Annotated in this window: 24 protein-coding genes; 12 read left to right on the top strand and 12 right to left on the bottom strand. The window is 67.7% G+C overall.

Translation table 11 applies throughout. From position 1 onward, the window contains the following. Nucleotides 1–10 precede the first annotated feature (10 nt). The gene (locus A5789_RS23720; RefSeq protein ID WP_227462660.1) at nt 11–1,270 is read right to left on the bottom strand and encodes a cytochrome P450; all 1,260 of its coding nucleotides are present in this window, start codon (nt 1,268–1,270) and stop codon (nt 11–13) included. A 1,152-nt stretch (nt 1,271–2,422) separates the two neighbouring features. Between A5789_RS23720 and A5789_RS23715 the strand changes: the two genes are divergently transcribed. After that, nucleotides 2,423–3,442, top strand: coding sequence for an alpha/beta hydrolase family protein (locus tag A5789_RS23715; protein WP_227462659.1), 1,020 nt, complete (start codon nt 2,423–2,425; stop codon nt 3,440–3,442). Between the two features lie 26 nt (nt 3,443–3,468). Here the strand turns inward: A5789_RS23715 and A5789_RS23710 are convergent, their stop codons facing one another. Next, nucleotides 3,469–4,935, bottom strand: coding sequence for a wax ester/triacylglycerol synthase family O-acyltransferase (locus tag A5789_RS23710; protein WP_064903002.1), 1,467 nt, complete (start codon nt 4,933–4,935; stop codon nt 3,469–3,471). Nucleotides 4,936–5,398: 463 nt separating this feature from the next. On the opposite strand from A5789_RS23710, the gene A5789_RS23705 reads away from it, so the two are divergent. From A5789_RS23705 to A5789_RS23690, 4 genes are all read left to right on the top strand, one after another. Beyond that, a complete protein-coding gene (locus A5789_RS23705) occupies nt 5,399–6,199 on the top strand; it encodes a hypothetical protein (RefSeq protein WP_155525526.1) in 801 nt (266 codons plus the stop codon). A gap of 74 nt (nt 6,200–6,273) precedes the next feature. Then, nucleotides 6,274–8,427 (top strand): molybdopterin oxidoreductase family protein, encoded by a 2,154-nt coding sequence (locus A5789_RS23700; RefSeq protein WP_064902999.1) that lies wholly within the window; start codon nt 6,274–6,276, stop codon nt 8,425–8,427. A 112-nt stretch (nt 8,428–8,539) separates the two neighbouring features. Next, on the top strand, nt 8,540–8,755 hold the full coding sequence (locus A5789_RS23695) for a biotin/lipoyl-binding carrier protein (RefSeq protein WP_062963647.1): 216 nt from the start codon (nt 8,540–8,542) through the stop codon (nt 8,753–8,755). Nucleotides 8,756–8,809: 54 nt separating this feature from the next. Continuing rightward, the gene (locus A5789_RS23690; protein WP_063010261.1) at nt 8,810–10,324 is read left to right on the top strand and encodes a sensor histidine kinase; all 1,515 of its coding nucleotides are present in this window, start codon (nt 8,810–8,812) and stop codon (nt 10,322–10,324) included. Between the two features lie 194 nt (nt 10,325–10,518). Here A5789_RS23690 and A5789_RS23685 read toward each other — a convergent pair whose 3' ends face one another. After that, nucleotides 10,519–10,773 carry a WhiB family transcriptional regulator gene (locus tag A5789_RS23685; RefSeq protein ID WP_030516005.1) on the bottom strand — a complete coding sequence of 85 codons (255 nt, stop codon included), beginning with the start codon at nt 10,771–10,773 and terminating at the stop codon, nt 10,519–10,521. Between the two features lie 234 nt (nt 10,774–11,007). Next, nucleotides 11,008–12,033, bottom strand: a complete 1,026-nt coding sequence (locus A5789_RS23680; protein ID WP_064902998.1) for a diacylglycerol kinase family protein — start codon at nt 12,031–12,033, stop codon at nt 11,008–11,010. An 89-nt stretch (nt 12,034–12,122) separates the two neighbouring features. On the opposite strand from A5789_RS23680, the gene A5789_RS23675 reads away from it, so the two are divergent. Continuing rightward, nucleotides 12,123–12,569 carry a hypothetical protein gene (locus A5789_RS23675; protein ID WP_369817512.1) on the top strand — a complete coding sequence of 149 codons (447 nt, stop codon included), beginning with the start codon at nt 12,123–12,125 and terminating at the stop codon, nt 12,567–12,569. Here A5789_RS23675 and A5789_RS23670 read toward each other — a convergent pair. The 7 genes from A5789_RS23670 to A5789_RS23640 all read right to left on the bottom strand — a co-directional run bounded on the left by A5789_RS23670 (nt 12,551) and on the right by A5789_RS23640 (nt 18,906). Next, nucleotides 12,551–13,165, bottom strand: coding sequence for a GNAT family N-acetyltransferase (locus tag A5789_RS23670; protein ID WP_064922690.1), 615 nt, complete (start codon nt 13,163–13,165; stop codon nt 12,551–12,553). The genes A5789_RS23675 and A5789_RS23670 overlap by 19 nt on opposite strands. Nucleotides 13,166–13,174: 9 nt before the next feature. Continuing rightward, entirely contained in the window at nt 13,175–14,467 is a 1,293-nt protein-coding gene (locus tag A5789_RS23665; protein ID WP_064902997.1) for an RNA polymerase sigma factor, read from the bottom strand. An 8-nt stretch (nt 14,468–14,475) separates the two neighbouring features. After that, nucleotides 14,476–14,817 (bottom strand): YciI family protein, encoded by a 342-nt coding sequence (locus A5789_RS23660; RefSeq protein ID WP_064902996.1) that lies wholly within the window; start codon nt 14,815–14,817, stop codon nt 14,476–14,478. A 93-nt stretch (nt 14,818–14,910) separates the two neighbouring features. Continuing rightward, nucleotides 14,911–15,390, bottom strand: coding sequence for a GNAT family N-acetyltransferase (locus tag A5789_RS23655; protein ID WP_063010271.1), 480 nt, complete (start codon nt 15,388–15,390; stop codon nt 14,911–14,913). Beyond that, nucleotides 15,387–15,995, bottom strand: coding sequence for an acid phosphatase (locus tag A5789_RS23650; RefSeq protein ID WP_082856700.1), 609 nt, complete (start codon nt 15,993–15,995; stop codon nt 15,387–15,389). The genes A5789_RS23655 and A5789_RS23650 overlap by 4 nt, the downstream gene beginning before the upstream one ends. 56 nt (nt 15,996–16,051) lie before the next feature. Next, nucleotides 16,052–17,269 (bottom strand): PQQ-binding-like beta-propeller repeat protein, encoded by a 1,218-nt coding sequence (locus tag A5789_RS23645; RefSeq protein ID WP_063010274.1) that lies wholly within the window; start codon nt 17,267–17,269, stop codon nt 16,052–16,054. Nucleotides 17,270–17,295: 26 nt separating this feature from the next. Next, nucleotides 17,296–18,906 (bottom strand): DEAD/DEAH box helicase, encoded by a 1,611-nt coding sequence (locus tag A5789_RS23640; protein ID WP_193615448.1) that lies wholly within the window; start codon nt 18,904–18,906, stop codon nt 17,296–17,298. A gap of 571 nt (nt 18,907–19,477) precedes the next feature. On the opposite strand from A5789_RS23640, the gene A5789_RS38040 reads away from it, so the two are divergent. From A5789_RS38040 to A5789_RS23625, 4 genes are all read left to right on the top strand, one after another. Beyond that, nucleotides 19,478–19,660, top strand: coding sequence for a hypothetical protein (locus tag A5789_RS38040; RefSeq protein WP_227462658.1), 183 nt, complete (start codon nt 19,478–19,480; stop codon nt 19,658–19,660). Further along, the gene (locus tag A5789_RS23635) at nt 19,660–20,526 is read left to right on the top strand and encodes an alpha/beta fold hydrolase (RefSeq protein ID WP_227462671.1); all 867 of its coding nucleotides are present in this window, start codon (nt 19,660–19,662) and stop codon (nt 20,524–20,526) included. Before A5789_RS38040 ends, A5789_RS23635 begins: the two co-directional genes overlap by 1 nt. Before the next feature lie 129 nt (nt 20,527–20,655). Further along, the gene (locus A5789_RS23630; protein ID WP_063010276.1) at nt 20,656–21,354 is read left to right on the top strand and encodes a ferritin-like fold-containing protein; all 699 of its coding nucleotides are present in this window, start codon (nt 20,656–20,658) and stop codon (nt 21,352–21,354) included. A 124-nt stretch (nt 21,355–21,478) separates the two neighbouring features. Continuing rightward, the gene (locus A5789_RS23625) at nt 21,479–21,706 is read left to right on the top strand and encodes a DUF3107 domain-containing protein (RefSeq protein WP_030515993.1); all 228 of its coding nucleotides are present in this window, start codon (nt 21,479–21,481) and stop codon (nt 21,704–21,706) included. 100 nt (nt 21,707–21,806) lie between these two features. Here A5789_RS23625 and A5789_RS23620 read toward each other — a convergent pair whose 3' ends face one another. Then, complete coding sequence (locus A5789_RS23620; protein WP_030515992.1) at nt 21,807–22,469, bottom strand: TetR/AcrR family transcriptional regulator; 663 nt, start codon at nt 22,467–22,469, stop codon at nt 21,807–21,809. Between the two features lie 429 nt (nt 22,470–22,898). Here A5789_RS23620 and A5789_RS23615 point away from each other — a divergent pair, with 429 nt between their 5' ends. Both A5789_RS23615 and A5789_RS36845 read left to right on the top strand, forming a co-directional pair. Continuing rightward, nucleotides 22,899–23,876, top strand: a complete 978-nt coding sequence (locus tag A5789_RS23615; protein WP_063010459.1) for a DUF3152 domain-containing protein — start codon at nt 22,899–22,901, stop codon at nt 23,874–23,876. 563 nt (nt 23,877–24,439) lie between these two features. Continuing rightward, nucleotides 24,440–25,279, top strand: coding sequence for a hypothetical protein (locus A5789_RS36845; protein WP_064902995.1), 840 nt, complete (start codon nt 24,440–24,442; stop codon nt 25,277–25,279). The last annotated feature ends 10 nt before the right edge of the window (nt 25,280–25,289 follow it).

Raw genomic sequence — 25,289 nt, 5'->3', positions numbered from 1 at the left:
CATCCGCCGATCACACCGCCGAGAACTCCAACTCCGGCTCGTTCGCCGGCACCATGCTCACCGGCAGCGCCGTGAGCCCGCGAATCAGCAGACTCCTACGCCAGATCGGTTCCCCGTACTCGGGGTCGAGGGACAGCTCCGGAATCCGGTCGAGCAGCCGGTTGATCGCGATGGTGGCCTCCGTCCGGGCCAGTGCGGCGCCGAGACAGAAGTGGATGCCGTGCCCGAATGCGATATGCCGATTGTCCGCACGATCGACGTCGACCCGATCCGGGTGGGTGAAGCGGTCCGGATCGCGGTCGGCGGCCGCGAGCGAGATCAGGATGAATTCGCCGGCGCCTATCTCCCGGCCGCCCAGCACGATCGGCCGGGTGGTGTAGCGCGCGGTGGCCAGGTGCACCGGCCCCTGGCTGCGCAGAATTTCCTCGACGTAGGCCGGAACGGTTTCCGGCTCGGCCCGCAGCCGCTCGGCGATGCGCGGATTCCGCAGCATCTCGTAGACCGCATTGCCGATCAGATTGACCGTGGTTTCGTGCCCGGCCGCCAGCAGGAGCAACAACATCGAGATCAGCTCGCTCTGGTCCAGCTGGTCACCGTCCTCCTTGGCGATGATCAGTTCCGAGAGCAGATCGTCTCCGGGGCTGTCGGTGCGTGCGGCGATCAGCTTCGTCATATAGCTGAAGAAGCTGATGCCCGCGGTGGTGCGCTCCTCGATCGGCGCGGAATCGTTGACGACCACCGCTGTCCACGCGCGGAAGTCGTGCTTGTCGTCGTCCGGTACTCCCAGCAGTTCGCAGATCACCGCGACCGGTAGGGGAAAGGCATAGGCGTCCAGCAGGTCGGCCCGATCGCGGGTGCCGATCTCCGCGAGCAGTTCGTCCGCGATGGTGGTGATGCGGGGACCCAGCTCCCGGACGGCGCGGCCGGTGAAGGCCTTCGTCACGAGTTTGCGCAGGCGGGTGTGCTGCGGCGGATCCGCGAACAGCATGTTGTCGTTGATCGCGCCGTTGAACCGGTCGACCGCGCCGTTCCGCGCGAGCACGGCCTGCCCCTCCGGTGACCCGATCTTCTTGCTGATGCCGGGCTCGAGGAAGGCCTGCTTGGCGACCTCGTGATCGACCACCAACCAGCCCACCACCCCGTCCAGCCGGATGCGATGGATCGGACCGCGGGCCCGGAGCTCCCGGTAGACCGCGTGCGGGTCCTGGTAGAAGTCGTCGGTCAGTTCGAGGATCGCGTCCGCGGCCTGCACCGAATCCGAATATGTCACGTGCCAAAGTCCTTTCGATGTTCGATCGAAATCCGACGTACAGCCGATGCGGCTCCGCGGGCCGGCCGGAGACATGACGAGTCGACACGGCGTAACGGCGCGGCAAACCCAGGGCGACGACGCAGCTGTGGACAGCGTTCGGCCGGGCAGGCATCGGTGAGGGTCGAGCACTAGCACTCGGTCTGTTGACCAGGAAAAGCTCATGGAGAGAACAACTTTGGCCTCCGCGACGAGGAAGCGGCCGGCCGTCCGAGCTGTTCGCCATGATCATCGCACACCGTCCGCGCGGCCGGGATCACCGGTCTCGCGCAGCGTTGTGAGCCCGATTCCCGGGTGTGACGGGTCTCCGGCGAGGTTTCGAAAAAAATTTCCTAGCGAAACGAAGGGTCTCGAAGAGCTGTCGAGCCCGTCGGGCGATGTGGTGCGTGCACAATTCCCTACCCGGTTCCGCGTGAGGTGAAACTTCCGGCCGGAAGTGAAACGTGTTGTCGAGCAAGGTAACTCGCCGGGCGGTGGGCGGTTCGCGCCGCGGACCCTGGTCCGGTTCGGTGTAACCGATTCCGGCCGGAAGTTGCCGAAAGGTAGCTACAAACGAGCGGGAAGGCTGCTTCCGGTTTTAGAGGAGGTGCTTGCTTGAAAAGTGGACGCTTGATATGTTGCCTCGGTCACTAACCGGTACCGGCCGTGACCGATAACTCTCAGGCGTGATTCCGGCGACTGAGAGGCGATTGAACACGCTCACAAAGGAGATTCATCGATGGGTTCGATGGGCGACTTGCTTACCGCGTTGATTCCGGCCCTGGGCTCCGCAGTTGCGGGAGACGGACTGTGGGAGACCTTCCTCGGCTCGCTCGGAAGCATCGTCAAGTAATTCGGCGTAACCGCTCGTATTCATCGAGTTGCGCGCGGTGACTCGATACACGGATATTTAGGAGAAAGAAATGGGATCGCTCATCGACATTCTGGGAATGGGCTCACAGAGCGCCGGTTCCGTCGGAACCACCATCGTGAATGCGCTCATCACCCTCAGCGGTGGTACCCCGGCCGCCGGAAAGTAGTCCAGTTGTCGATTGTGGGGGCTCACTCGAACCGGGTGCGCCCCCACAGTGGTGTGTAGAGGTGGTAGTGGTGTCGAGCGGTACGAGGAGCGGCGTGGTGCGCGCGATCGCCTGTCTGGTGGCATATCTCGGCGCGGCCGCCCTGCTGTGGACGTCGGTCGCACCGACCGTCTCGGCCGCGCCGGCGGCGCACGTCGTCAGCGAAACCACAGGTCCTGGAGGTGTACTCCAGATCAGCGTCCACTCACCGTCGATGGATCGCGACATCCCGCTGCAAGTGCTGCGTGCGAAGGACGCCGGTACCCCGGCGCCCACGCTGTATCTGCTCAACGGCGCCGGCGGTGGCGAGGACGCCGCGACCTGGCTGGCGCAGACCGATGCCGCGGACTTCTTCGCCGACAAGAACGTCAACGTGGTGATTCCGATGGAGGGCGCGTTCAGTTACTACACCGACTGGCAGCGCGACGACCCCGGCCTGGCGAAGAAGTTGAAGAACAACGGCCGGAACATGTGGGCCACTTTCCTCACCGAAGAGCTTCCGCCCGTGATCGATTCGGCCTTCGGCACCACCGGCGCCAATGCGCTGGCCGGCATCTCGATGGCCGGTACCTCGGTGCTGGATCTGGCGATCGAGGCGCCCGCGCTCTATCGGAGCGTCTCCGCGTACAGCGGTTGTGCGATGACCAGCGATCCGATCGGCCAGTCGTTCGTCAGCCTGGTGATCAGCCTGGGCAAGGGCGATGCGACGAATATGTGGGGACAGGTCGGGGGAGACGGCTGGAAGGCGCACGACCCCTATCTGCACGCCGACCTGCTGCCGCGAATTCCGATGTATATCTCCAGCGCCAGCGGACTTCCCGGCCGCCACGATAGTCTCGCCGACCCGAGCGTGCGGGCCGACACCGGGGTTTTGGCGAATCAGGTTCTCCTCGGCGGCGGTATCGAATCGGCGGCGAACTACTGCACGGCCAAACTCGCCGAGCGCACCCGGGAACTCGGACGCACGGACATCACCTACAACTTCCACCCGGCGGGAACCCACTCGTGGGGCTATTGGCAGGACGACCTGCACAAATCGTGGCCGATGATGGCCGCGGCCATCGGCGCGAACTGAGCCGCTCCGGCGCCGCCGCGCGGCCATCACCCCTGTGTCGTGAGCCGTTCACTCAGTTCGCGGAACGAGCGCAGCAGCAGTTCGCCGTACCGCGCCGGATCCGGGAGCATGCCGGTATCGGAGCTGACCGCGATCACCACCTGATCGCCCTGGGAGGTGATCAGATGCCGCAGGCCGTCGCCGTCCATGATCGGGAGGACGCCGAAGGCGCTGATCACCGGTGCGCCGAGAAATTCCAGCCGGGCCGCGACCGGCGGCACATTGCTGATGGTGGTGTTGGACAGCGGCACTGTGTCGACGTTGTCGAAAACCCGCTGCGCGCGAGCCCATCCGGCCAGTCGCAACAGCCAAGCGGGTGAGGTCTGCATCCGGCTCTCGCGCACGATCACCGCCGGGTCGGCCCAGCGCCGCTTCTCGTCCTGGGCCGATTGCCGGATCGCGCGCAGCCGTTCCAGCGGATCGGTGAGATCGGTGTGCAGGTCCACCGACATCTGACACAGCTGATTCGCCGAATTCCACCGGGCGAGCCCGCGCATCGAGATCGGCACCATCGCGCTCAAGGACGCGGACGGGGTTTCGCTCTGCTCGGTGAGATAGGCCGAGAGCGCGCCCGAGACGACGGCCAACAGCAGGTCGTTGACCGTAATGCGCTCGGCGGAGGCCGCTTTCGCCGCCCTGACCTGTGCGAGCGGCAGGGTGACGAGATCGAAGGCGGGTGTCGCGCCGATGCGGCGATTGAAGCGGGTGGCGGGGCGCAGCGGAATCGGTTCGCGGAGCGCGTTTTCCGCGACCTCCGCCTGGACCGTGCGGGCCGCCGCCCGCGTGTTGGCCACGCCGGAGACGAAACGTGCGAACCGATACGGCGTGACGGCGGCGGCGCGCAGCAGCGCGGAGGGCTGCGACCAGCGGCGATCGATCGTGGGGAGCGGCGGATGAGTGTCCGCGGCGCCGAACAGTTTCCGTTCGAGTTCGCGGGTGGCCACACCGTCGCCGACGCTGTGATGGAACTTCAGCACCACGATCGTCACCGGCTCGGTGGTCTCGGGAAAGCCGTGTACGCGGTCGAAGAGGTGCAGTTCCCACGGCGGACGGCTGAGATCCATACGGGCCGCGGCGATCTCGGCCAACCGACCGCGCACCTCGTCCCAGGGCCACGACGCGCGTTCCTCGATCGTCACGTGATGGTCGATGTCGAAGCCCGAGTCGGGGACCCAGTACGGCAGGTCGACATCGCCCGGTACGCGTTCGAGCCGGCGGTGGAACAGCGGTGCGTAGCCGAGCCGCTCCCGCATCCAGGCCCGCACCTGTGCCCGGCTCACCGCTCGTCCATCCGATCCGGCCGCGTCCGTCGCGCCGGCGAACACATAGGCGGCGACGATATTCGACGGATGCCGCTCGAACTCGTCGTAGACGAATACCGCATCGCGCGGACTCAGCTGTTCGGCGGTGACGTGCGGAGCGCTGCTCGTATCGCGGCTCGTTTTCGTCGTCATGAATTACTCCTGACCGGACATTGCGCGGGCGATGGAGAATAGGTCCGCACAATTCTTTCTGCGGCGGATACTACCGTCGCGTCGACCGAGACGGCGGTGGTGGTCGGCATATCCGGCGCGGTGATGCGCGGGCTTCGAATAATGCCCGCAACCGCCGCGATGAATGGCGAGAACTCCGTCGAACCGGGACCGCGACCGCCGGCGCAGATTCCGGCGGCGCCACCGAGTCGTCCGCACCCTTCCGTACGGTAATAGCTATCGCGCATTATTTCGGTCCGGCAGTGTCATAGCCGATGCGTTATCCGCATGATTGCCGCGAGCGCGCCCGAGTCGGTTCGATAGCCAAGATCGCTCGTGAATTGCAAGTAGTGCCTCCCACTGCTGGGAGCGGCTTCCGGTTGTGCGCCGGGGCAAGTGCTGGCATCGTCTTCCCCGCGGGACAGCAGCGGGCGTGAGGGATGTGATGAGTTCTGAATCCAACCGGCCGCCCGGGCACGCGCCGCAACCGTTCGGGCCGCCGGTGGGCTCCGCCGATTGGTATTCGCCGCCCCGCACGCCGCAGCCGCCTCCGCTGCGCGATTCGCGTCCCGCGGCCTCGCCGCCGCGGATCGTCCGGCGCCCGCCCGAGTCGCCGGAATGGGCGATCGATCCCGATGCCATCCAGCTCGCACTGGGCCCGGCCACGCGTCCGCCGCGCCGGCCCCGGGGCCGCAAATGGTGGATCGCCGCATCGGCTGCAGTCGTCGTGCTCGCGCTGGCCGGTGGCGGAATCGCGCTGGCCGTCACGGCCACGCGAAAGGAACCGGGTACCGCTGCCGCGATCGTGACATCGACGACCTCCGCTCCGGCCGGCTCCGCCGAAACGTCCGCCCCAGCTCCCGGGCCGCAGACTCCGGCATGCCCGGCCGAGGCGCACGACGGCATCGTGGTGGGCAACGGCGCCGGTGGCGTCACCGACGGGCCGAATTCGATTCTGGGATTCGAATATTCGTACTACACCGAGCGCAGCGGCGAGCGCGCCCAGGCCTTCGTCGCGCCGGATACCGTCAACGTCGCTCCCGCTGTGGGGCTGCAGCAGGCGATCGACACCGTGATCCCGGTCGGGACCACGTACTGCGTCCACATCACCACGCGCGAGCCGGAACTGTTCGATGTGGATATCGAGGAATACCGGCCCGACGGCGGTCACACGACCTACCGGCAATCCGTGCGCACGGTCGTCCGCGACGGCCGCACCCTGCTCTACGAGATCCGCGGGCGGTAGCGCCGATCCGGCGGGGCTGTACCGATGCCGCGGGCGCCGGTACGCTGCGAGATGCCGCGCTGAGAGGATGTGCCATGGATACTCGCATTGTTTCTCGGCAGTGCACCCTATGTGAGGCGCACTGCGGAATCCGGGTCACCGTCGAGGACGACCGCGTCGTCCGGATCGAGGGAGATCCCGACGATGTGCTGTCCCAGGGATATATCTGTCCCAAAGCCACCGCGATGGGTGCACTGCACCACGACCCGGACCGGCTTCGCACACCGGTACGCCGAGTCGGCGATCGGTTCGAGCCGATCGGATGGGACGAGGCGTTCCGGGAGATCGGGCAGCGGCTGCGCGAGATCCGCTCCGAACACGGTCCGAGCGCGATCGGCATGTATCTGGGAAACCCTGCGGCACACAGTTCTTCGGTGCTGTACGGCGTGTTGCTGCGGGTGGCGCTGCTGACCCGCAACTTCTTCTCCGCCTCGTCGATCGATCAGTTCCCGCAGGAGTTCGCGGCCTGGCGGATGTTCGGATCCAATGTCCTCATGCCGGTCGCCGATATCGATCGCACCGACCGGCTGGTGATCCTGGGGGCCAATCCGGCCGTGTCGAACGGGTCGGTGACCACCATGCCGAACGCCAAACAGCGCATCAAGCGGGTGCGGGAGCGCGGCGGCACGGTCGTGGTGATCGATCCACGCCGCACCGAGACCGCGCGGCTGGCCGACCAGCACATCGCGGTCGTCCCCGGTGGTGACGTCTACCTGCTGCTGGCCGTGCTCCATGTGCTGATCGACGAGAAGCTGTGCGACGAGCGGGCGGTGCGCGCGCGCTGCACGGGCTGGGACGAGCTGCGCGAGACCGTCGCGCAGTGCACTCCCGAACTTGCGGCCCCGCACGCCGGTGTCGACGCCGAGACCATCCGCGGTTTCGCCCGCGACCATGCCGCGGCCCGCTCGGCCGTGCTCTACGCGCGGATCGGGGTGTGTCAGCAGGTGACCGGCACGCTCACGCACTGGCTGGTGAACACGATCAACGCGGTGACCGGCAATCTGGACCGGGCGGGCGGCCAGATGTTCGCGACCGCGCCGGTCGACGCCGCCCGGTACGCCAAATACCTGCCGATGGGTCACGGGGCGTGGACCGATCGCTCGGGCCGCTACAAGTCCTTCCGATCCGAACTGCCGGTGGCGGCGCTGGCCGACGAAATTCTCACCGAGGGCCGCGGGCAGATCCGGGCGATGGTCACCTACGCCGGCAATCCGGTGCTGTCGACGCCGCAGCGCGGGCGCCTCGCCGCGGCGCTGGAATCGCTGGATTTCTTTGTGGCCGTGGACATGTACGTCACCGAGACCACTCGGCACGCCGACATCATCCTGCCGCCGGTGTCCCAGCTCGAGCGCGAGGACGTCAATCTGCTGTTCCCGGTCTTCAGTGTGCGCAACAACCTGCGCTACGACGCCAAGGTTTTCGAGCCGCCGGCCGACGGGCTTGAGGACTGGCAGATCATGGCCCGGCTGGTCACCGAGGTGGTGCCGCTGCCCGCGCGACGCCTCACGGGCAAGGCGCTCAACGCGGTATTCGAACGACTCTCGCCCCTGCGGTTGGCGGCCCTGGGCATCGCGGCCGGTCCGTACGGCGTGCTGCGCCGCGGACGGGCGGGCCTGACGATCACCAAGCTGCGCGCTTCCGTGGGCGGTGTGGATCTCGGACCGCTGCGCCCGCGCCTGCGCACGCTGATCGGCACTCGCGACCGCAAGGTCCGGCTGGCGCCGCAGGACTTCTGTGCCGAGGTGGCGAAGCTGCTCGCCGATCTGCCGGCCACGCCGCGCACCGCGGCCGACGGATACGATCTGCGCCTGATCGGCCGGCGCCACCTGCGCAGCAACAACTCCTGGTTGCACAACGTCCCGGCCATGGTGAAGGGCCGCGATCGCTGCACCGTGCTCATGCATCCCGTCGACGCCGGCGCGCGCGGGCTGACCGACGGCGAACCGGTCACGGTCTCCTCGCCGAGCGGTTCGATCGTGGTGACCCTCGAGGTCGGCGACGACATCCGCCCCGGCACGGTCGCGATCCCGCACGGCTGGGGCCACCGCGAACCCGGCGTGGGCTGGCGGGTCGCCGCCTCCCTCCCGGGCGCCAATGTCAACCTCCTCCACGACCCGGCGCTGGTCGACCCGCTGTCCGGCACGGCCGCGGTCAACAACACCTGGGTCACGGTGAGCGCCACCGCATAGCCGGCGCGACAGCGCCTACGGCCCGGTATCTTTCGAGCGATCGAACGCTCTCGGTACGGATGTGGTTGGCTGTACCGTCAGCGGATACGGGCCGATCGACCGGAAGGGTGTCATGGCTGAGGAAGTGCTCGCGGAGATGGTGTCGACCGTCTTCCAGATCGTCGCGCAGGAGGGTGCGGCGGTGCATGAGGGTGACACCCTGGTCCTGCTGGAATCGATGAAGATGGAGATCCCGGTGGTGGCCGAGTCGGACGGAACCGTGGCCTCGATCAATGTGAAACCCGGCGATGTCCTCCAGAAGGGCGATCTGATCGCCGTCATCTCGTAGCTTCGGCCGCGACACGACTTCGGCCCGCGGGCGCGTGCCGTAGCCTTTGTTCCCGTGTCCACTCTTAGTGATCTGCTCGCCGAACACACCGATCTCCCCGGTGCGGCGGTGGATCATCTGCAGCGCGTAGTGGGGGATTGGCAGCTGCTGGCCGATCTGTCGTTCGCCGATCTGCAACTGTGGGTCGGCATCGGCCCGGTGACCGACGGTGCCGATGTGGTGTGCGTCGCCCAGTGCCGGCCCACGACCGCCCCGACGGTTCAGCCCGACGATCTGGTCGGGTCGCTGGCCTCCCGCCAGGATCATCCGCAGATCTTCCAGGCCCTGAGCTCGGGCGAGATCGTGCGTGTGGAGGGTGACGGCGAATCCGCCGGCGTCTACCACCCGACCCCCGCACGAGTCATCCGCGAGGGTATTCCGGTGCGCTGCGGCACCGACGTCATCGCCGTGCTGGGCCGCGATACCGATATGCAGCGCTCGAAGGTCCGCGGCAGCCTCGAACACGCCTATATGAGCTGCGCCGACGATCTGTGCCAGATGATCGCCGACGGCACCTTCCCGACGCTGGAGGACCGCACCGGCTCACATTCCAGTCCGCGCGCCGGGGACGGCTTCATCCGTCTCGACACCGACGGGTCGGTCGTCTACGCCAGCCCGAACGCGCTGTCGGCGTATCACCGCATGGGCCTGCAGAGCGAATTGGCCGGACAGGATCTGGCCCAGTCGACCCGTTCCCTGATCACCGATCCGTTCGACGCGCAGGAGGTCGTCAGCGACATCCAGGCCGCGCTGGCCGGCAAATCGGGGCGGCGGATGGAGGTCGAGGCCCGCGGTGCGACGGTGCTGCTGCGCACGCTGGTGCTGCGCCCGCACGGTGAACTGGCGGGGGCCGCGGTGCTGGTCCGCGATGTCACGGAGGTCAAGCGCCGCGACCGGGCGCTGCTGTCCAAGGACGCCACCATCCGCGAGATCCATCACCGGGTGAAGAACAACCTGCAGACCGTCGCCGCGCTGCTGCGCCTGCAGGCCCGCCGCACCGAGAACGAGGAGGCCCGGGTGGCGCTCACCGAATCGGTGCGCCGCGTCACCTCCATCGCCTCCGTGCACGAAATGCTGTCGATGTCGGTGGACGAGGAGGTCGACCTCGACGAGGTGGTGGATCGCCTGCTGCCGATCATGGCCGATGTGGCGACCGTGCACACCGCCCGCATCAAGGTCCGCCGCGACGGTTCGCTGGGAGTTTTCTCCGCCGAACGCGCGACCCCGTTGGTGATGGTGCTGACCGAATTGGTGCAGAACGCCATCGAGCACGCCTTCGATGCCGGCGAAAACGGAACTGTCACAATACGTTCCGAGCGTTCGGCGCGCTGGCTGGACGTCATCATCAGCGACGACGGGCGCGGGTTGCCGGAGGGATTCAGCCTGGAGGGTTCCGATCGGCTGGGATTGCAGATCGTGCGCACTCTGGTCACCGCGGAACTCGGGGGCTCGATCGGTTTGCACCCGGGCGCCGATATCGGCACCGACGCGGTGCTGCGGGTGCCGCTGGGCCGTCGCAACTCACGCTGAAAGCGTCCCGCGCAAGCACCGCCACTCGCGGAAATCGGATAAGTCCGAATCGCCGTCGGACGGTTATGTGAAATAGGGCGGGAAAACAATCCGGCAACAAAAACAGTGAAGCCCGGCACCTTTCCGGTGCCGGGCCGAAATGCGTTACCGGTCGAGGTTGTGCGGTTTACTACGAGCCGGTAACGCCGCGCGTCTCAGACGACGCTGCGAGTGCGGGTGCGGGCGTTGCGCCGCTTCAGCGCCCGGCGTTCGTCTTCGCTCATACCACCCCACACGCCGGCATCCTGTCCGGAGGACAGGGCCCAGGACAGGCAGTCGGCGGTCACGGGGCAGCGGGCGCAGACCAGCTTGGCATCGGCAATCTGCGCGAGCGCCGGACCACTGTTACCCACCGGGAAGAACAGCTCGGGGTCCTCGTCGCGACAGATGGCCTTGTGGCGCCAGTCCATTCCTCTGCTCCTTTGCATGGGCGCCGCAAGGCGCCGCTGGTTTGTGGTCCGTTCACTTGTGCGTCTCGAATGTTTCCGCACGGTTGCTTGTGAATGCTTTCACGAACACCGTAGATGTCAATAGCCTTCGGGTGCACCGTGGGGAAGCTCACGCTCTAAAGCCCTGAAAAGCCGGGCCTGCGGAGTCCTTTGTACTCGCTTGCGCTGGTTTCCGCAGCACAACTGCGATGTTTCTCAGTTGTGTCGGCTGGATTCCGGCTTGGGAGCGACTACTTCGAGCACCTCCGGCACCGAGGTGAAATCCACCACGTTGCGCCGGCCGATGAAGTCGCCATCGATTTGCAGACCGACCTCGTCGTCGGCCTCGATTCGCACCGAAGATACATCGTCGACGCGAAACAAATTGCGGGCCTTCGGATCTCCGTCGGAAGCCAGGAGTTGCCTGGCGACCGACAGTGTCGGCAATACCCTCATCGTCCGCATCGCAAACACACCCAGTCCGCGTTCGAACGTCGTTCCGGGATTGGTGCGCACCGGGGTGTTGTCCAGATACGTCCACGGGCTGGTGTTCGTCACGAAGGCGTAATGCACGCCCGGCACCGGTTCGCGTCCGGGAACACGCACGGTGATCGCGGGCTCGCGCCGCTTGGCCCGGAAGAATTGCCGGACCGTGGTGCGCAGATAACGGGCCGGGGTGGCGGCGTGGCCCGCGGCGCGGCTGCGATCGATCGCCTCGCACACGTCGGCGTCCAGCCCGACGCCCGCGCTGAACGCGCACCAGCGGCCGTCGGCGACCATCAGGCCGATCCGGCGATCGCCGGCATGCGCCTCGCTGTCGTCGAGCGAGAGCAGATCGATGAGCTGATTGGTCGCGGCCACCGGATCCGCTTCGATACCCAGCGAGCGCGCGAACACGTTCGCCGAGCCGCCGGGGATCACGCCCAGTCGCGGGATCCAGGTGCCCGAACGTTGCGCGGCGGCCGATTCCGCGGCGCCGGCCGAGTCCGGCCCGGACGTGGCCTGTTTCGGCAGGGGGAGGAATCCGTTGACGGTCTCGTTGACCGTGCCGTCGCCGCCGTGCACCACGATCAGGTCCATCTCGGCATCGGTCGCCCACTGCGCCAATTCGGCGGCGTGGCCGCGATGCTGGGTGTGGGCCACGATGAGCTGGGTGCGGCTCTCCAGCGCGTGGGCGAGCAGATCCCGCGTGGCCGGAGTGGTCGAGGTGGCATTCGGATTCACGATCAACAGCGTCCGCACCCTCAGCAGCCTACTGAGCGATCGCCACCGGATCCCGCGGAGGCGACCACGCGTGCGAGGCCCGGTTCGCGCGGTTCTACGCTGGGCAGGTGGCGAAGCAGAACACGGACAGTGAGAGCACCGGCGGCACCACCGGCGGCGCGGCCGACCCGACTCCCGGCACGGTGCGCGGCGCGGGTGCGCTGGCCGCGCTCGAGGGCCTGATCGGGGTGATCATCGCGATCGTGCTCGTGGTGCAGGGCATCACGTCGGCCGACACCTCCGCGAAATCGGCGTACGGCACCGCCGCCTGGTTCGTGATCCTGGCCGGCGCGGTGCTGGCCGCCGGTATCGGCCTGCTGCGCGGTAAGCGCTGGGGCCGGGCCATCGTGGTGATCGCGCAGGTGCTGTTGCTGCCCGCCGCGTGGTACATGCTCAGCTCGCATCGGTTCGAACTGGGCATCCCGGTCGGGCTGGTCGCCCTCGTCACCCTCGGCTTGATCTTCTCGCCGCCGTCGGTGCGCTGGATGGCCCAGGCCTACGACGTCGCCGACTGACGCCACATCGGCCACAGCAGCGGTCCGCCACCCGTGACGTCGAGTTCGCCGCGCAGATCGAAGCCGTAGCGCTCGTAATAGGCGATATTGGCGAACTTGCTGGATTCCAGGTAGGCGGGCGCGCCGGTTTCGTCACAGTGCGCCAGCCGCGGCCCCAGCAGGGCGTGCCCGTACCCCTTGCCGCGGACCGCGGGATCGGTGCCGACGATGGCGAGATACCAATGCGGTTCGTGCGGATGCGCCTTGCTCATCCGGTCCGACATCCGCCCGACGGCGAGCAGTCGCAATCGGAACGCACGTGCCAATGCGGGCAGCATCCGCAGTTGATCGCCACCGGACGAATCCCACTGCCCGGGGGGCGACCACACCGCGCCCCCGACCATCCGGCCCGATTCGTCGAAGGCCGCGTCGACCGCCCCGTGCGCCAGGTACAGATGCCGGATCAGCGCGCCGAACATGGTCGCCGCGCGGGCGGGCCGGGTGCGGTCGGCCGGTAGGCACCACTGCATGATCGGATCGTCGTCGAAGGCCAGACCCAGTACCCGGGCCAGTTCCGGCACGTCGGATTCCGTCACGGGACGAACGGTGACCTCCATCGGTCCACCCTATCGGTCGAGGTCGGCCAGGCGGCGGTCGAGAAATTCGCGCTCGGCCGCATTCTCGGTCAGCAACAGGGCCTCGGAGTAGGCTAGCCGGGCCTCGTCGAGCCGCCCGAGTTCGGCGAGGAAGTGCGCGCGGGCGGCGGGGAGATAGCTGTACCCGGCCAGCTGCGGTTCGGCGGCGAGTGCGTCGAGCGCGGCGAAACCGGCGGCGGGATCGCCGGCCATCCCGATCGCGACGGCCCGGTTGAGCGCCACCACCGGCGAGGGCCAGATCCGGCTCAGGACGTCGTAGAGCCCGCGGATCTCCTGCCAGTCGGTGGCGTCGTAACTGGGCGCCTCGGCGTGAACGGCGGCGATCGCGGCCTGCAGCGCGTAGCGGCCCGGCCGCCGTTCCAGTGCGAAGCGGACCAGCGCGATGCCCTGCCCGATCTCCTCCCGGTCCCAGCGCGCGCGGTCCTGATCGGCCAGCGCGACCATGGCGCCCTCGGGGGTCACCCGCGCCGCGCGGCGGGCGTCGGTGAGCAGCAGGAGGGCGAGCAGGCCGGCGATCTCCGGATCCTCGGGCAGCAGACCGTGCAGCATCCGCGCCAGATCGAGGGCGCGTTCGGTGAGATCGCGGCGGATGAGGTTCTCGCCCGACGGTGCGGTGTGCCCGGTGGTGAACAGCAGATGCACCACCGCCAGCACGGCCTCGATGCGCTCGGGCAATTCCGCCGGGCCCGGCACGCGGTAGGGGATCCGGGCGGCGGCGATCTTCTTCTTGGCGCGGGTGATCCGCGCGGCCATCGTCGGCTCGGCCACCAGGAAGGCGCGCGCGACCTCGGCCGTGGTGAGTCCGCAGACCAGGCGCAGGGTCAGCGCGACCTGGGTCTGCGGGGCCAGTGCCGGATGGCAGCAGGTGCAGATCAGTCGCAGACGGTCGTCGGGGAACTGTGGGTCGTACGGGTCGATCGCATCGAAAATACCTGTCTCGGTGGTCTTTTCGTCCGCGATAAGCAGCGGCAACGCCCGGCGCGCGGTGGACCGGCGGCGTAGCAGATCGAGTGCGCGGTTGCGGGCCACCGTGGTCAGCCAGGCCGCGGGCCGGGACGGAATTCCGTCCGCGGCCCATCGCATCAACGCCTGGGCGTACGCGTCCTGAACGCATTCCTCGGCGAGTTCGAGGTCGTGGGTCACCCGCACGGTCGCCGCCAGTACGAACGCCCACTCCCGGCGATGCGCGTCGGCCACCGCCGCGGCGACCCGGTCGGGGCCGCCGCGATCCGTCGAGCCGTGGTCGGAGCAGCCGTCGAGCACGGTGCGGCTCAGCTCAATTCGAGGATCGGGCGCACTTCCACGCCCCCGAATTCCATCGGCACCCGCCGGGCGATGGCGATCGCGGCGTCCAGGTCCTCGGCGTCGACCAGGTAGTAGCCGCCGAGCTGCTCCTTGGTCTCGGCGAACGGGCCGTCGGTGATCACGAAGTCGCCGGCGCCGTCCGGCCGCACACTGGTGGCGGTGTCACTGTGGTGCAACGCGTTTCCGCCGCGCAGCGCCGCCGCGTGGTCCTCGCCGAACTGCCGGTGGCTCTCCGCCATCGCGCTGCCGGACTCCGGTTCGGCCGCGGCACGCTCGTCCTGATAGATGAGGATCAGATACTGCGACATGATTTCGTCCTCCGAGTAGGTGGCCCGCCTTTCGAGCCATTCAACTCTTCGACGCGCACCCCGCCGCGGAATCGACACCGGCGCGAGAAATTCTCAGGAATTTCCGGAATCGGCGAGCCGCGCGAGCGCGTCACCGGCGAGCCGGAAGCCGGTCCACTCGTCCTGTGCCACCGCGCCCAGCCCGCGGTAGAACTCGATCGAGGGCGTATTCCAGTCCAGCACCGACCAATCCACCCGGGTGTAGCCGTGGGCCACGGCCTCGCGGGCCAGCTCGGCGAGCAGCGCCTTGCCCAGGCCACGACCGCGCGCCTCGGGCCGGACGTAGAGATCTTCCAGGTAGATGCCGTGCTTACCGGTCCAGGTCGAATAGTTCAGGAACCAGATCGCGCATCCGGCGACCCGAGCATCGACGGTCGCGACGTGGGCGAACACCGCCGGCGCCGGACCGAACAGCGCGGCGTGCAGGTCCTCGGCCGTCAGCGCGCACTGGTCGCGTGCCTTCTCGTATTCGGCGAGGTCGTAGACCAGTTCGACGAGGGCGGGCACATCCTCGGGCGTGGCGCGGCGGATCATCGGCCGGCCTCGGGCGGCACGATATTGTGCGCCAGAATCGTGGCGGCCTGATGATCGTGGCCGAGCACGCTGATCGCGGCGGTGGACAGGAAGAAGCGCCGTCCCTCCCGGGCCGGGAAACCCGCCCAGCGCGCGATCAGCACCCGGGAGAAATGTCCGTGCCCGACCAGCACCACATCGCGGGTGCGCAGCGCCGACGCCACCGATTCCAGCACCCGGTCGGCCCGCGCGCCGACCGCGTCGACGGATTCGCCGCCCGGTACGTCGCCGGTGAAGACGGTCCAGCCGGGGGCGGTTTCGCGGATCTGCGGGGTGGTCAGGCCCTCGTAGTCGCCGTAATCCCATTCGACCAGTTCGTCGTCGATCCGCGGATCGGGCAGCCCGGCCAGTTCGGCGCTGTGCACGGCACGCTTCTTCGGGCTGGTCAGCACCAGCGGATCGCTGAGGTCGAGACCGGCGAGGACCTTTCCGGCTGCTCGCGCCTGAGCTTCGCCGCGTTCGGTGAGCGCGATATCGGTGCGCCCGGTGTGTTTGCGTGCCGCCGACCACGCGGTCTCGCCGTGCCGCAGCAGCACCAGCCGATAGTCCCTGTCCGATGCACTCATGATTCCGATCATGCCGCACCGCGGGAGCGACCGGCCGGACGGATCGACGCGAGGGTTCAGCTGGTTCCGTAGAGCCGGCCGCCCCGCAACTCCAGCACCACCGGACCGCTCACGGCCAGTGAGATCGGCTCCCCGTGGTAGTCGCTGCGCCGCAACGGGATCCGCTTCTGCTGGGCGCCGCTGCCGGGATCGAGGGCCGCGATCCCGTCGGCCACCGGCACCAGGACGTTGCCCGCCATCATCGCCGGCGCGCCCAGGGCGTCCGGTGCGGTCCACAGCGGCTCGAAGGTGCTCGCGCTCAAGGCGATCACGCTGTTGCCGGTGAACACGAAATACGCCGAGCCGAGCCGGGTCACCGTGCTGTTGTCGGCGATCGGCGCGGAGAGACGGTGCACCGCAAGTGAATTCGCGTTGGCGTCGTAGATCGCGAATTCCGGTGGGGCGGCGTCGGTTCCGGGAAGATACAGGGCGATCCGGTTGTCCGCGACCGCGATCACCCGGGCATTGCCGGCCGCCGCCCCGGGTTCGGTCAGGACGTGCGAGCCGTACTCCTCCGGGGCGGAGGCGTCCTTCGGCGCCGGATTCAGCACCGTCAGCCGGTCCGCGGCGTCGTCGGGGCAGCGTTCCAGCACGGCCAGGCGGCTGCCACCCGAGGCCGCCGACAGCAGCGTGCAGCCGTGCCGGGGTTGTGTGTGCGGGTTCACCTGCGCGTCGACGTAGCCGTATTCGAGGGTGCGGACCAGATCCGAACGCCACATCTCCAGCCGGCGTGGTCCCTGCGCCAGCACATAGGTGCCGTCGGTGGACAGCCGGACCTGCGAGTCCATATAGCTGCTGCGCGCGGTGCGCCGGCGCCCGTCCTCCGCGCCGAGCATCGTGGTCTGGCTGCACCCGCGCGGATCGCGGTAGGTGGCGATCACGGTGGCGAACTGGCTCTCCAGCGCGCACAGGGGCAGATCGCGCTGGTATTTCCAGAGCTCTCGCCCGGTGGTCGCATCGAGACCGCGGACGGTGCCGCCGTCGCCGGTGATGGCGACGCCGCTGGAGGTCAGCGCCCGCGCGGAGACGCCGTCGGGTGCCTGCCACCGTTCGGTGAGGGCGTCCGGCAGCCGATCGGCCGCCGGCGCCACCGAGGCCGGATGGGCCGCGGGATCGGATTCGGTGCCGCGGGCGTCGCTCGTCGACCACGCGACAGCGGCCGCGATCGCCACGACAACGGCGATCGCGACTGCGGCATAGAGGTCGGCGCGCGTCCGCCGCTCGGGTGCGAGCACGTCAGCGAGACTAACCGATCCGGCGACTAGGCCGATGCGGCAGTCTGATCGCCACCCGTTGCCGCGCTACCGGACTCGTCTGCCGAGACGTCACCGCCGGTGGTGTCGCCGCCCTCCGCGGCGGGCTTGCGGCGCCGGCGGCGACGACGCCGCGCCGGCTTGTCGCCCTCGGCCGCTTCGCTCGCGGGTTGTTCGGCCGGAACCGATTGCGCCGCAGCGCTTTCCGCGGTGTCCGTCGCGGACTCGGCAGACTCGGCCGTGGCGCCCTCGGGTGCGTCGACCGCCTTACCACCGCGGGTGCGGCGGCGATTGCGCTTGCGCGGCTGGCGTGCCTCCCGCTCCACCACGACCGCATCCGTTTCGCGCGCGGGTGCGCGCCGCACGGTTCCGGTCGCGTTCTCCGGAATGCCGAGATCGCTGCGCAGGTGCTCGGAGCGCGAGTAGGTTTCCACCGGCTCGGGCATGCCCAGGCTCAGCGCGGAATTGATGCTCTCCCAGCGATGCAGCTCGTCCCAGTCGACCAGGGTGACCGCGACACCGGTGCGCCCGGCCCGGCCGGTGCGGCCGATGCGGTGCACGTAGGTCTTCTCGTCCTCCGGGCACTGGTAGTTGACGACGTGGGTGACGTCGTCGATATCGATACCGCGGGCGGCGACATCGGTCGCGACCAGCACGTCGATCTTGCCTTTGCGAAATTTGTCCAGCGCCTTCTCACGCGCGATCTGACCCAGATCGCCGTGAACCGCGCCGACGGCGAAACCGCGGTCGGCCAGATCGTCGGCGACCTTCTGGGCGGTGCGCTTGGTACGGGTGAAGATCATGGTCGCGCCGCGCGCCTCGGCCTGCAGGATGCGCGCGACCAATTCGCTCTTGTCCAGCGCGTGGGCGCGGTAGACGAATTGCGCGGTGCGGTCGTGCACCGCGGAATCGGAGGGTTCCTCGGCCCGGATATGCGTGGGCTTGTGCAGGAACGTGCGGGCCAGCGTGATGATCGGGCCCGGCATGGTCGCCGAGAACAGCATGGTCTGTCGCTGTTCGGGAACCATCGACAGAATGCGCTCGATATCGGGCAGGAAGCCCAGGTCGAGCATTTCGTCGGCCTCGTCGAGCACGAGTACGCCGACCTTGCCCAGGATCAGATGCTGCTGTTCGGCCAGATCCAGCAGACGGCCCGGGGTGCCGACGACGACGTCGACCCCTTCGCGCAATGCGGCGATCTGCGCGTCGTAGGGGCGGCCGCCGTAGATCGAGGTGACGCGCAGGCGTCCCTGCTGATTGCTCAGGTATTTGCCGGCGTTCTCCAGATCCTGGGTGACCTGGACGCAGAGTTCCCGCGTCGGCACGATGACGAGCGCGCGGGGCGTGCCGTCCAATGCCGTGGTGCCGGAATCGGCGGTGGAAATTCGGTGCAGCAGCGGTACGCCGAATCCGAAGGTCTTACCCATACCGGTGCGGGCCTGGCCGATCAGATCGTCGCCGGCCAGCGCGAGGGGGAGGGTCAACTCCTGAATGGCGAATGTGTGTTCGATTCCGATCTCGCCGAGAGCGCGCACGATTTCGGGGCGAACGCCCAATTCGGCGAATGTCGGAGTGGTGTGGGTGGAGTCGAGTTCCGCTGTCAGCAGCGTGTCCGCCAACCCGGGTTCTTGTTCGACGGTGATCTTGCTCAGGATTCGTGCCTTCCTCGTGTTGATCGCATCCAGCGCGCACGAGGGTGGATTGGGACCGGATTTCCGGGCCACCACATTTCCGGCGGGTTCCACCTGCACTCTCGCCACCCGGATCGCTGTCCGGGCGCGGCGCAAAGGGGTCGCGGATCTGGTGCGCGCACATTTTCGGCGGGCTTCGGTTACCCCTTGTCGCACTGCCTCGACCACCGGTCCCGATATGCCGGCCGGGATATGGCGGTGCGAGCGAAAATTTCCGTTGCCCATAGAGATTGTAGCGTGATAGCTTTCTTCGCCTCGCTCCCGCTGTCGTGGGCGGCTGCTCGGTGTCCGGTCCGGCTGCGGCACACGGTAATTCGTCGTGACCGGCGAAATTGTGCGGTCGATGAGAACGAGGATTTCGCGGAAGTATGTACAGGCGCGCCGCGGGTTCGATATGTCCGCTTTCCCCTCGGTGCGAGCGGATTCCGCGGGCGGTCCCGGCCGGGCGTGGCCCAGCCCACATATGTGAGACGGTGTGTCACACGATAAATTGGTCGCCGTGAGCTTGGCAGAGACCGTGGGCGCCGCGGCCCGCAACGCATGGGCGCTGACCTTCGGCGACGGCATCGAAGCGCCTGTTCCCACTCCCTCGACGGTGCTCTGGGACGAACCGCACCGGCTGCTGCGACGCTACGACGTCGATCCCGCCGGGCCCCGCCCGCCGACGACACGGCGGTGCTGATGGTTCCGGCGCTGGCGGCCCCCGCGGTGTGCTTCGACCTGCGCCCGGACCAGAGTATGGCCCGCTTCCTGCTGGAGATCGGCCGCCGCCCCTATCTGGTCGACTACGGCGAGATCGGCTTCGCCGACCGCCGCATGGGATTCGAGGACTGGGTCGACGACATTCTGCCCGAGGCGGTGCGCCGCGTCTCGGCCGATCGCGACGGAGCTCCCGTCGATCTGGTCGGCTGGTCCCTCGGCGGCGTGCTGTCGCTGCTCACCGCCGCGGCCGACGCGACCTTGCCGATTCGCTCCGTCACCGCCGTCGGCGCACCGCTGGACTACAACCGGGTGAACGGGGTCCCGCAGGTGCGCGCGCTGGCGCGCATCGACGGCGGGCGCACGGTGTCGAATCTGGTCCGGGCGGCCGGCGGTGTTCCGGCGCCGCTGACCCGCCTGGCCTACCGCGCCGCCGCCTGGGAGCGGGAATTGCGCCGGCCGATGTTCCTGGCCGGCAATCTGGCCGATTCGGCGACGCTGGCCCGGATGGAGACGATCGACCGGTTCCAGTCCCGGCTGCCCGGCTACCCCGGCCGCTTCTACAACCAGCTGTGGAGCCGGTTCATGCTCGCCAACGACATCGGCAGGGGCGTGGTGCACGTCGGCGCCCGGCCGATCGAGCTGGCCGAGATCACCGCGCCGGTACTGCTGGTGGGCGGGACCGACGACGTGATCACTCCGGCGGCGGCGGTGGCGCACGGGCAGCGAACGCTGACCGGCGCCCGCGAGGTGCGATACGAGACCTCGCCCGGCAGTCATCTGGGCATCCTGATCGCCCGCGACACCACGTGGGGCTATCTGGAGAAATTTCTGGGCGACCAGGCATGATCCGGCGGCGCGGCGGCGACAGCTGTCCGCCGGTTCGGACGTGCCGGTGTGAGGCGCGGCCGGCGGGGGAACTCTTTTCGGCGCCGCGCCGCCGCCCCCTCCGGGCGCCGACCCACTAGGGTGGTGGCCATGGGTGCAAACACATCTGGCGCGCTGGGTGTTTCGACCGAATCCGATCATCGAATCCCCGCCGACCATCTCGGTGTCACCGATCTGTTCGCGGTTCTCGCCTACGGTGAGATCTCCGCGTTCTACCGCCTGGCGGAAGAAGCGAAATTATCGCCCACGCTGCGGGGCAAGGTGGCGGTGGCGAAGATGGCCGCGGCCGAGATGGAGCATTTCGAGACGCTCGAGCGGGCGCTGCAGGGGCGCGGCGTCGACGTCTTCGACGCGATGGCGCCGTTCGTGCGGGCCCTGGACGCCTACCACGCCTCGACCGATCCCTCGAACTGGCTCGAGTCGATGGTCAAGTTCTATGTCGGCGACGGTATCGCCGCCGACTTCTACGCGGTGCTCGCCGATGCGCTGGCGCCGGAGGTGGCCGCGGTCGTGCGCGATGTGCTGGCCGAGACCCACCACTCGGAATTCGTCATCGAGGAGGTGCGCCGGGCGGTCACCGTCAGCCGCTCCGAGCGCGACCGGCTCACGCTGTGGGGCCGTCGGCTGCTCGGCGAGGCCATCACCCAGGCGCAGTACGTGATGGCCCAGCGCGACGAGCTGACCGAACTGGTGCTCACCGCCACCGGCGACCTCAACGGGGTGGCGGCGCTGTTCGAACGGATGCAGAACTCGCATGCCGAGCGGATGCGGGTGCTGAGCCTGGGATGAGCCGCTCGCGACGGCCGTCGGGACCGGCGGCTGTTCGCTGACAGCACAGGCAGGCGCATCGTCTCCGACCCGTTCGCTGCACTAGCCTGGGCAGCGACACCATCTGGACTCTAGGAGGTTGGCCGTGGAGGTCAAGATCGGCATTTCGGATAGCCCGCGGGAACTGGTCATCGCCAGCTCGCAGACCCCGGAGGAGGTCGAGGCGCTGGTATCCGGCGCGCTGAGCGGTTCGGGCGGTGTGCTGACCCTCGAGGACGAGAAGGGCCGCAAGTACCTGATCCAGGCCGCGAAGGTGGCCTATGTCGAAATCGGCACCTCCACCAGCGGCCGCGTGGGTTTCGCCGCGGTGTGATTCTCCTGCGGCGAGGGAACTCGTCGCCGCTGTATCGAACTCGAAAGGCCCGGATCCGCGGTGGCGGATCCGGGCCTCGTCGTTTCGGGCGCGGGCGCTCTCAGCGCTGGGAGAGCGGCACGCGGGACAGACCGCCCCAGCAGAGCTGGACGGTGGTGTCGACGGCCTCTTCCTTCGGGATCGGCCGGTCCGCCTCGAGCCAGTAGCGCGCGGTGATCTGGCTGGCGCCCACGAGTCCCACGGCCAGAATGCGGGCGCGGTAGGGGTCCAGTCCGGAATCGTGGGCGACGAGGTCGAAGACCGCGTCCACGCAGGCCTCGGTGGCCTGTTCGACGCGCCGCTGCACCTGCGGCTCGCTGGTCAGGTCGGATTCGAAAACCAGTCGGAAACCCTGGGTTTCGTGGTCGACGAAGTCGAAGTACGCCGCGACAGCGGCCCGGACGCGCTGCCGGTTGTCGGTGGTCGACCGCAGCGCCTGGCGGACACTCGACACCAAAGCGTCGATGTAGTTCTGCAGGACCGCCAGATACAGTTCGAGCTTACTCGAAAAGTGCTGGTACAGAACGGGTTTGGAGACGCCGGCGCATTGCGAGATCTCGTCCATGCCGGCGGCGTGGTAGCCGCGCAGCACGAAGACCTCGCTGGCCGCGGCGAGCAGCTGGGCACGGCGCGCCTCCCGGGGTAGGCGAGTTCCGCGCTTGCTCGGTGCCATGGCCTCGGACGACAGTCGCGAGGACGTCATCCGGTCCACGAGGTCAGTCATTTCGGTTCTCCCAGTCGATTCCCGGCGGGAACGTGGATGTGCACGGTATTCAACGAACGATACTCGTTCGTGATGCAGCCCGCTGCGGGTCGGCTGCACTGGCTGGGAAGCCGATCCCGTTCCTGCCGTTGTGGTATTCGAATAACCTTCCACACCTATTGGCAACCTGTCAGTAACTGGCCGCCGTGAGAAATCTCGCACAGTGGTGAGATTTCTCGCAACCCCGGCCGGTCAACGGCAGGTACGTAGATGTCGCCGAACGGCCTGTGAGAATCTGTTCGGGTGAGCGAACAACGGGGCAGAACGACCGGCGGGCCCGATTCGCCTCGCCCCGCAGGTGTTCTGGCCGCGCGCGCGGAATCGGCCGCTACCGGTCGGCGTGACCGGCAGCAACCTACGGAAAGCTCCGAATTCTACGATCCGCTCGGCCTGTATTCCGGCAATGGCCACGGCGATCGTTCCCATCAACCGCTGCGTGCGAAATGGGATCCGACCGGCGCCCACGATGCGGCGAATCGGCCACGGCCGGAACGCGATACGAAGAAGCAGAGCGCGCTGGGGCGGTTCGTCTCCACCTACGGCTGGCGGGCCTACGCGCTTCCGGTACTGGTGATCATCACCGTGCTGGTGATCGTGGACGCCGTCAAGGGGGGTACCGACACCTCCGGCGGCTCCACCCCCGCCCTGGGCCGGCTCAGCCAGCACACCAGCAACGCCGGCATCATCGGCGCACCACCCAAGGGCGACGGTAAGTTCGCCGGCGATCCGCCCTCCGGCGCGCTGCCCGCGGGCGGGGCGTTCACGGAGACCGCGGCGGGCACCTGGCATATCGTTCCCGGCGCATCGGCGCAGGTCGGGGCCGGTCAGGCGCATCTGTTCACCTACACCGTCGAGGTCGAGAACGGAGTCGACACCACCTCGCTCGGCGGGGACGATTCGGTGGCCAAGATGGTGGACGCCACCCTGGCCAACCCGAAGAGCTGGACCCACGATCCGCGCTTCGGCTTCCGCCGGATCGACAACGGCGAACCGGATTTCCGGGTCTCGCTGACCTCCCGGCAGACCACCAAATCGGCCTGCGGTTTCGAAATCCCGATCGACTCCTCCTGCTACAACTCCGATCTGGGCCGCGTGGTTCTCTCCGAGGTGCGCTGGGTGCGCGGCGCCACCGCCTTCGAGGGCGATATCGGCTCCTACCGGCAATATCAGATCAACCACGAGGTCGGTCACGCCATCGGCTACCACGAACATCAGCCGTGCGAGATCGACGGCGGATTGGCGCCGGTGATGATGCAGCAGACCTTCGGCACCCGCAACAACGACATCGCGACCCTGGACCCGCAGGGTGTGGTGCCGATGGACGGGAAGAAATGCCGGTTCAACCCTTGGCCGTACCCCCGCGGGTGACAACGGCTTGCCAACGCCACCGCTGATCTCGGGAGTACATGGGTAACTCCATGTACTCACGTCGAACTAGCTTGCGATTGGTGTTGTTGTCAAGTGTTGGCGGGGTTGGCCTCGTTAGGTCCTCCTGGATCTGAGCTGCACAGATGGCGTCCCCATACCGAATATTTTGTGTGATGTTCGTCATTGGCGTTGGCGCGTGTGGATGCCGTTGGCTGACGTCGGCCATTAAATGGCTGACTAAATGACAATCATCGAGGGTTGCCCAGCGACCGTCGGTGCGGCGTGAGCGGCCGGCCGCTGCCTGTAGGGGCCGCGCCATCATGGACTCGTGCTTACTTCCTGAACACATCCGATACGCGGTTCTGGACCTCGGCTTGGGGCGGGCTGCCACGTCGTTGCTTATCGCTCTGCGCGGGCTGGCCTTCGGTCACGATGTGTCTTCGCTTCGTGTCGTACGTGGGTGGGATGATCGCGCTCGGGGTGGTGAGTTCTGCGGCCGCTCGGGCACAGGCGTTTTGCTCCGTGATGAGGGGCCGAGGCAGATCTAGGCGACAGGAACGGGTATGCAGAGAACAAGCTCACCGCAGCTCGCGGTCAACTTCGTGCCGGTGAGGTTCTCAGCGGATCATTTCGTTGGAGGGCTGGTTCAGTACGAGTCGGGTGATCAGCTCAAGAGTCTGCGTGCGGAACTGGAAGGCACCCATGTAGTTTCCAAGACCAGGGGCGGGATCGCGTGTGTCCCACTGGTCGCCGATGCCGACTTGTGTGGCACGCCGACCACCTTCGCTATTCGCGAGTACCGGCGATTGACAATGCGCCTGGTACAAGAGACGATGCTGAGATCTGTTCTGGATTGGGGGTACAAGTTACGGCGGTGTCGTCCGCCGACTTTCGTGTCGCGGCTGCCGGGCAAGGATCTGCTCGCACAGGCGGTGGGTGGTCGAGGTCCCGATACCCTTGGGAGCTTGCATGTGTTTCCGCAATGGGTTCTTGATTGCAGGGCCGAGGGGCCGTCGAACCGTCCAGGGATCGTCATCGGATTGAAAACTCGGTACGAGATCGATATGACGGTCGCAGAGTTGATCGAAGCCGGGATCTCGGTCGAGGGCTTGTATGTCCTTGCCGAGGACAGTGCCGGTGAGCCGTCGTCATGGATGGATCCGTACGCCTCCCGCCGGAATGCCGGTGCCATAGACCATATCGACGGCACCGATCTGGTACTTCGTGACGCGCCCGAGATCGGTCGCGTTCCCGCGTCCGAGGCGTGGCTGGAGGGTCGCCGCGAGACCTTCACCACGGTCATGGCGTCGCTGGCGGGAGCAGATGCCCCCCGGATGGGGGTGTCATGGCAACCGTGTAAGTCCGGGCGATCTGTGATCAGATGCCCTCGGACGGGCGGTTGAAGGAGAGATT

This window comes from Nocardia sp. 852002-51101_SCH5132738 (assembly GCF_001665695.1).
Lineage (GTDB): Bacteria > Actinomycetota > Actinomycetes > Mycobacteriales > Mycobacteriaceae > Nocardia > Nocardia nova.
This window is presented reverse-complemented; position numbering and strand designations above follow the sequence as displayed.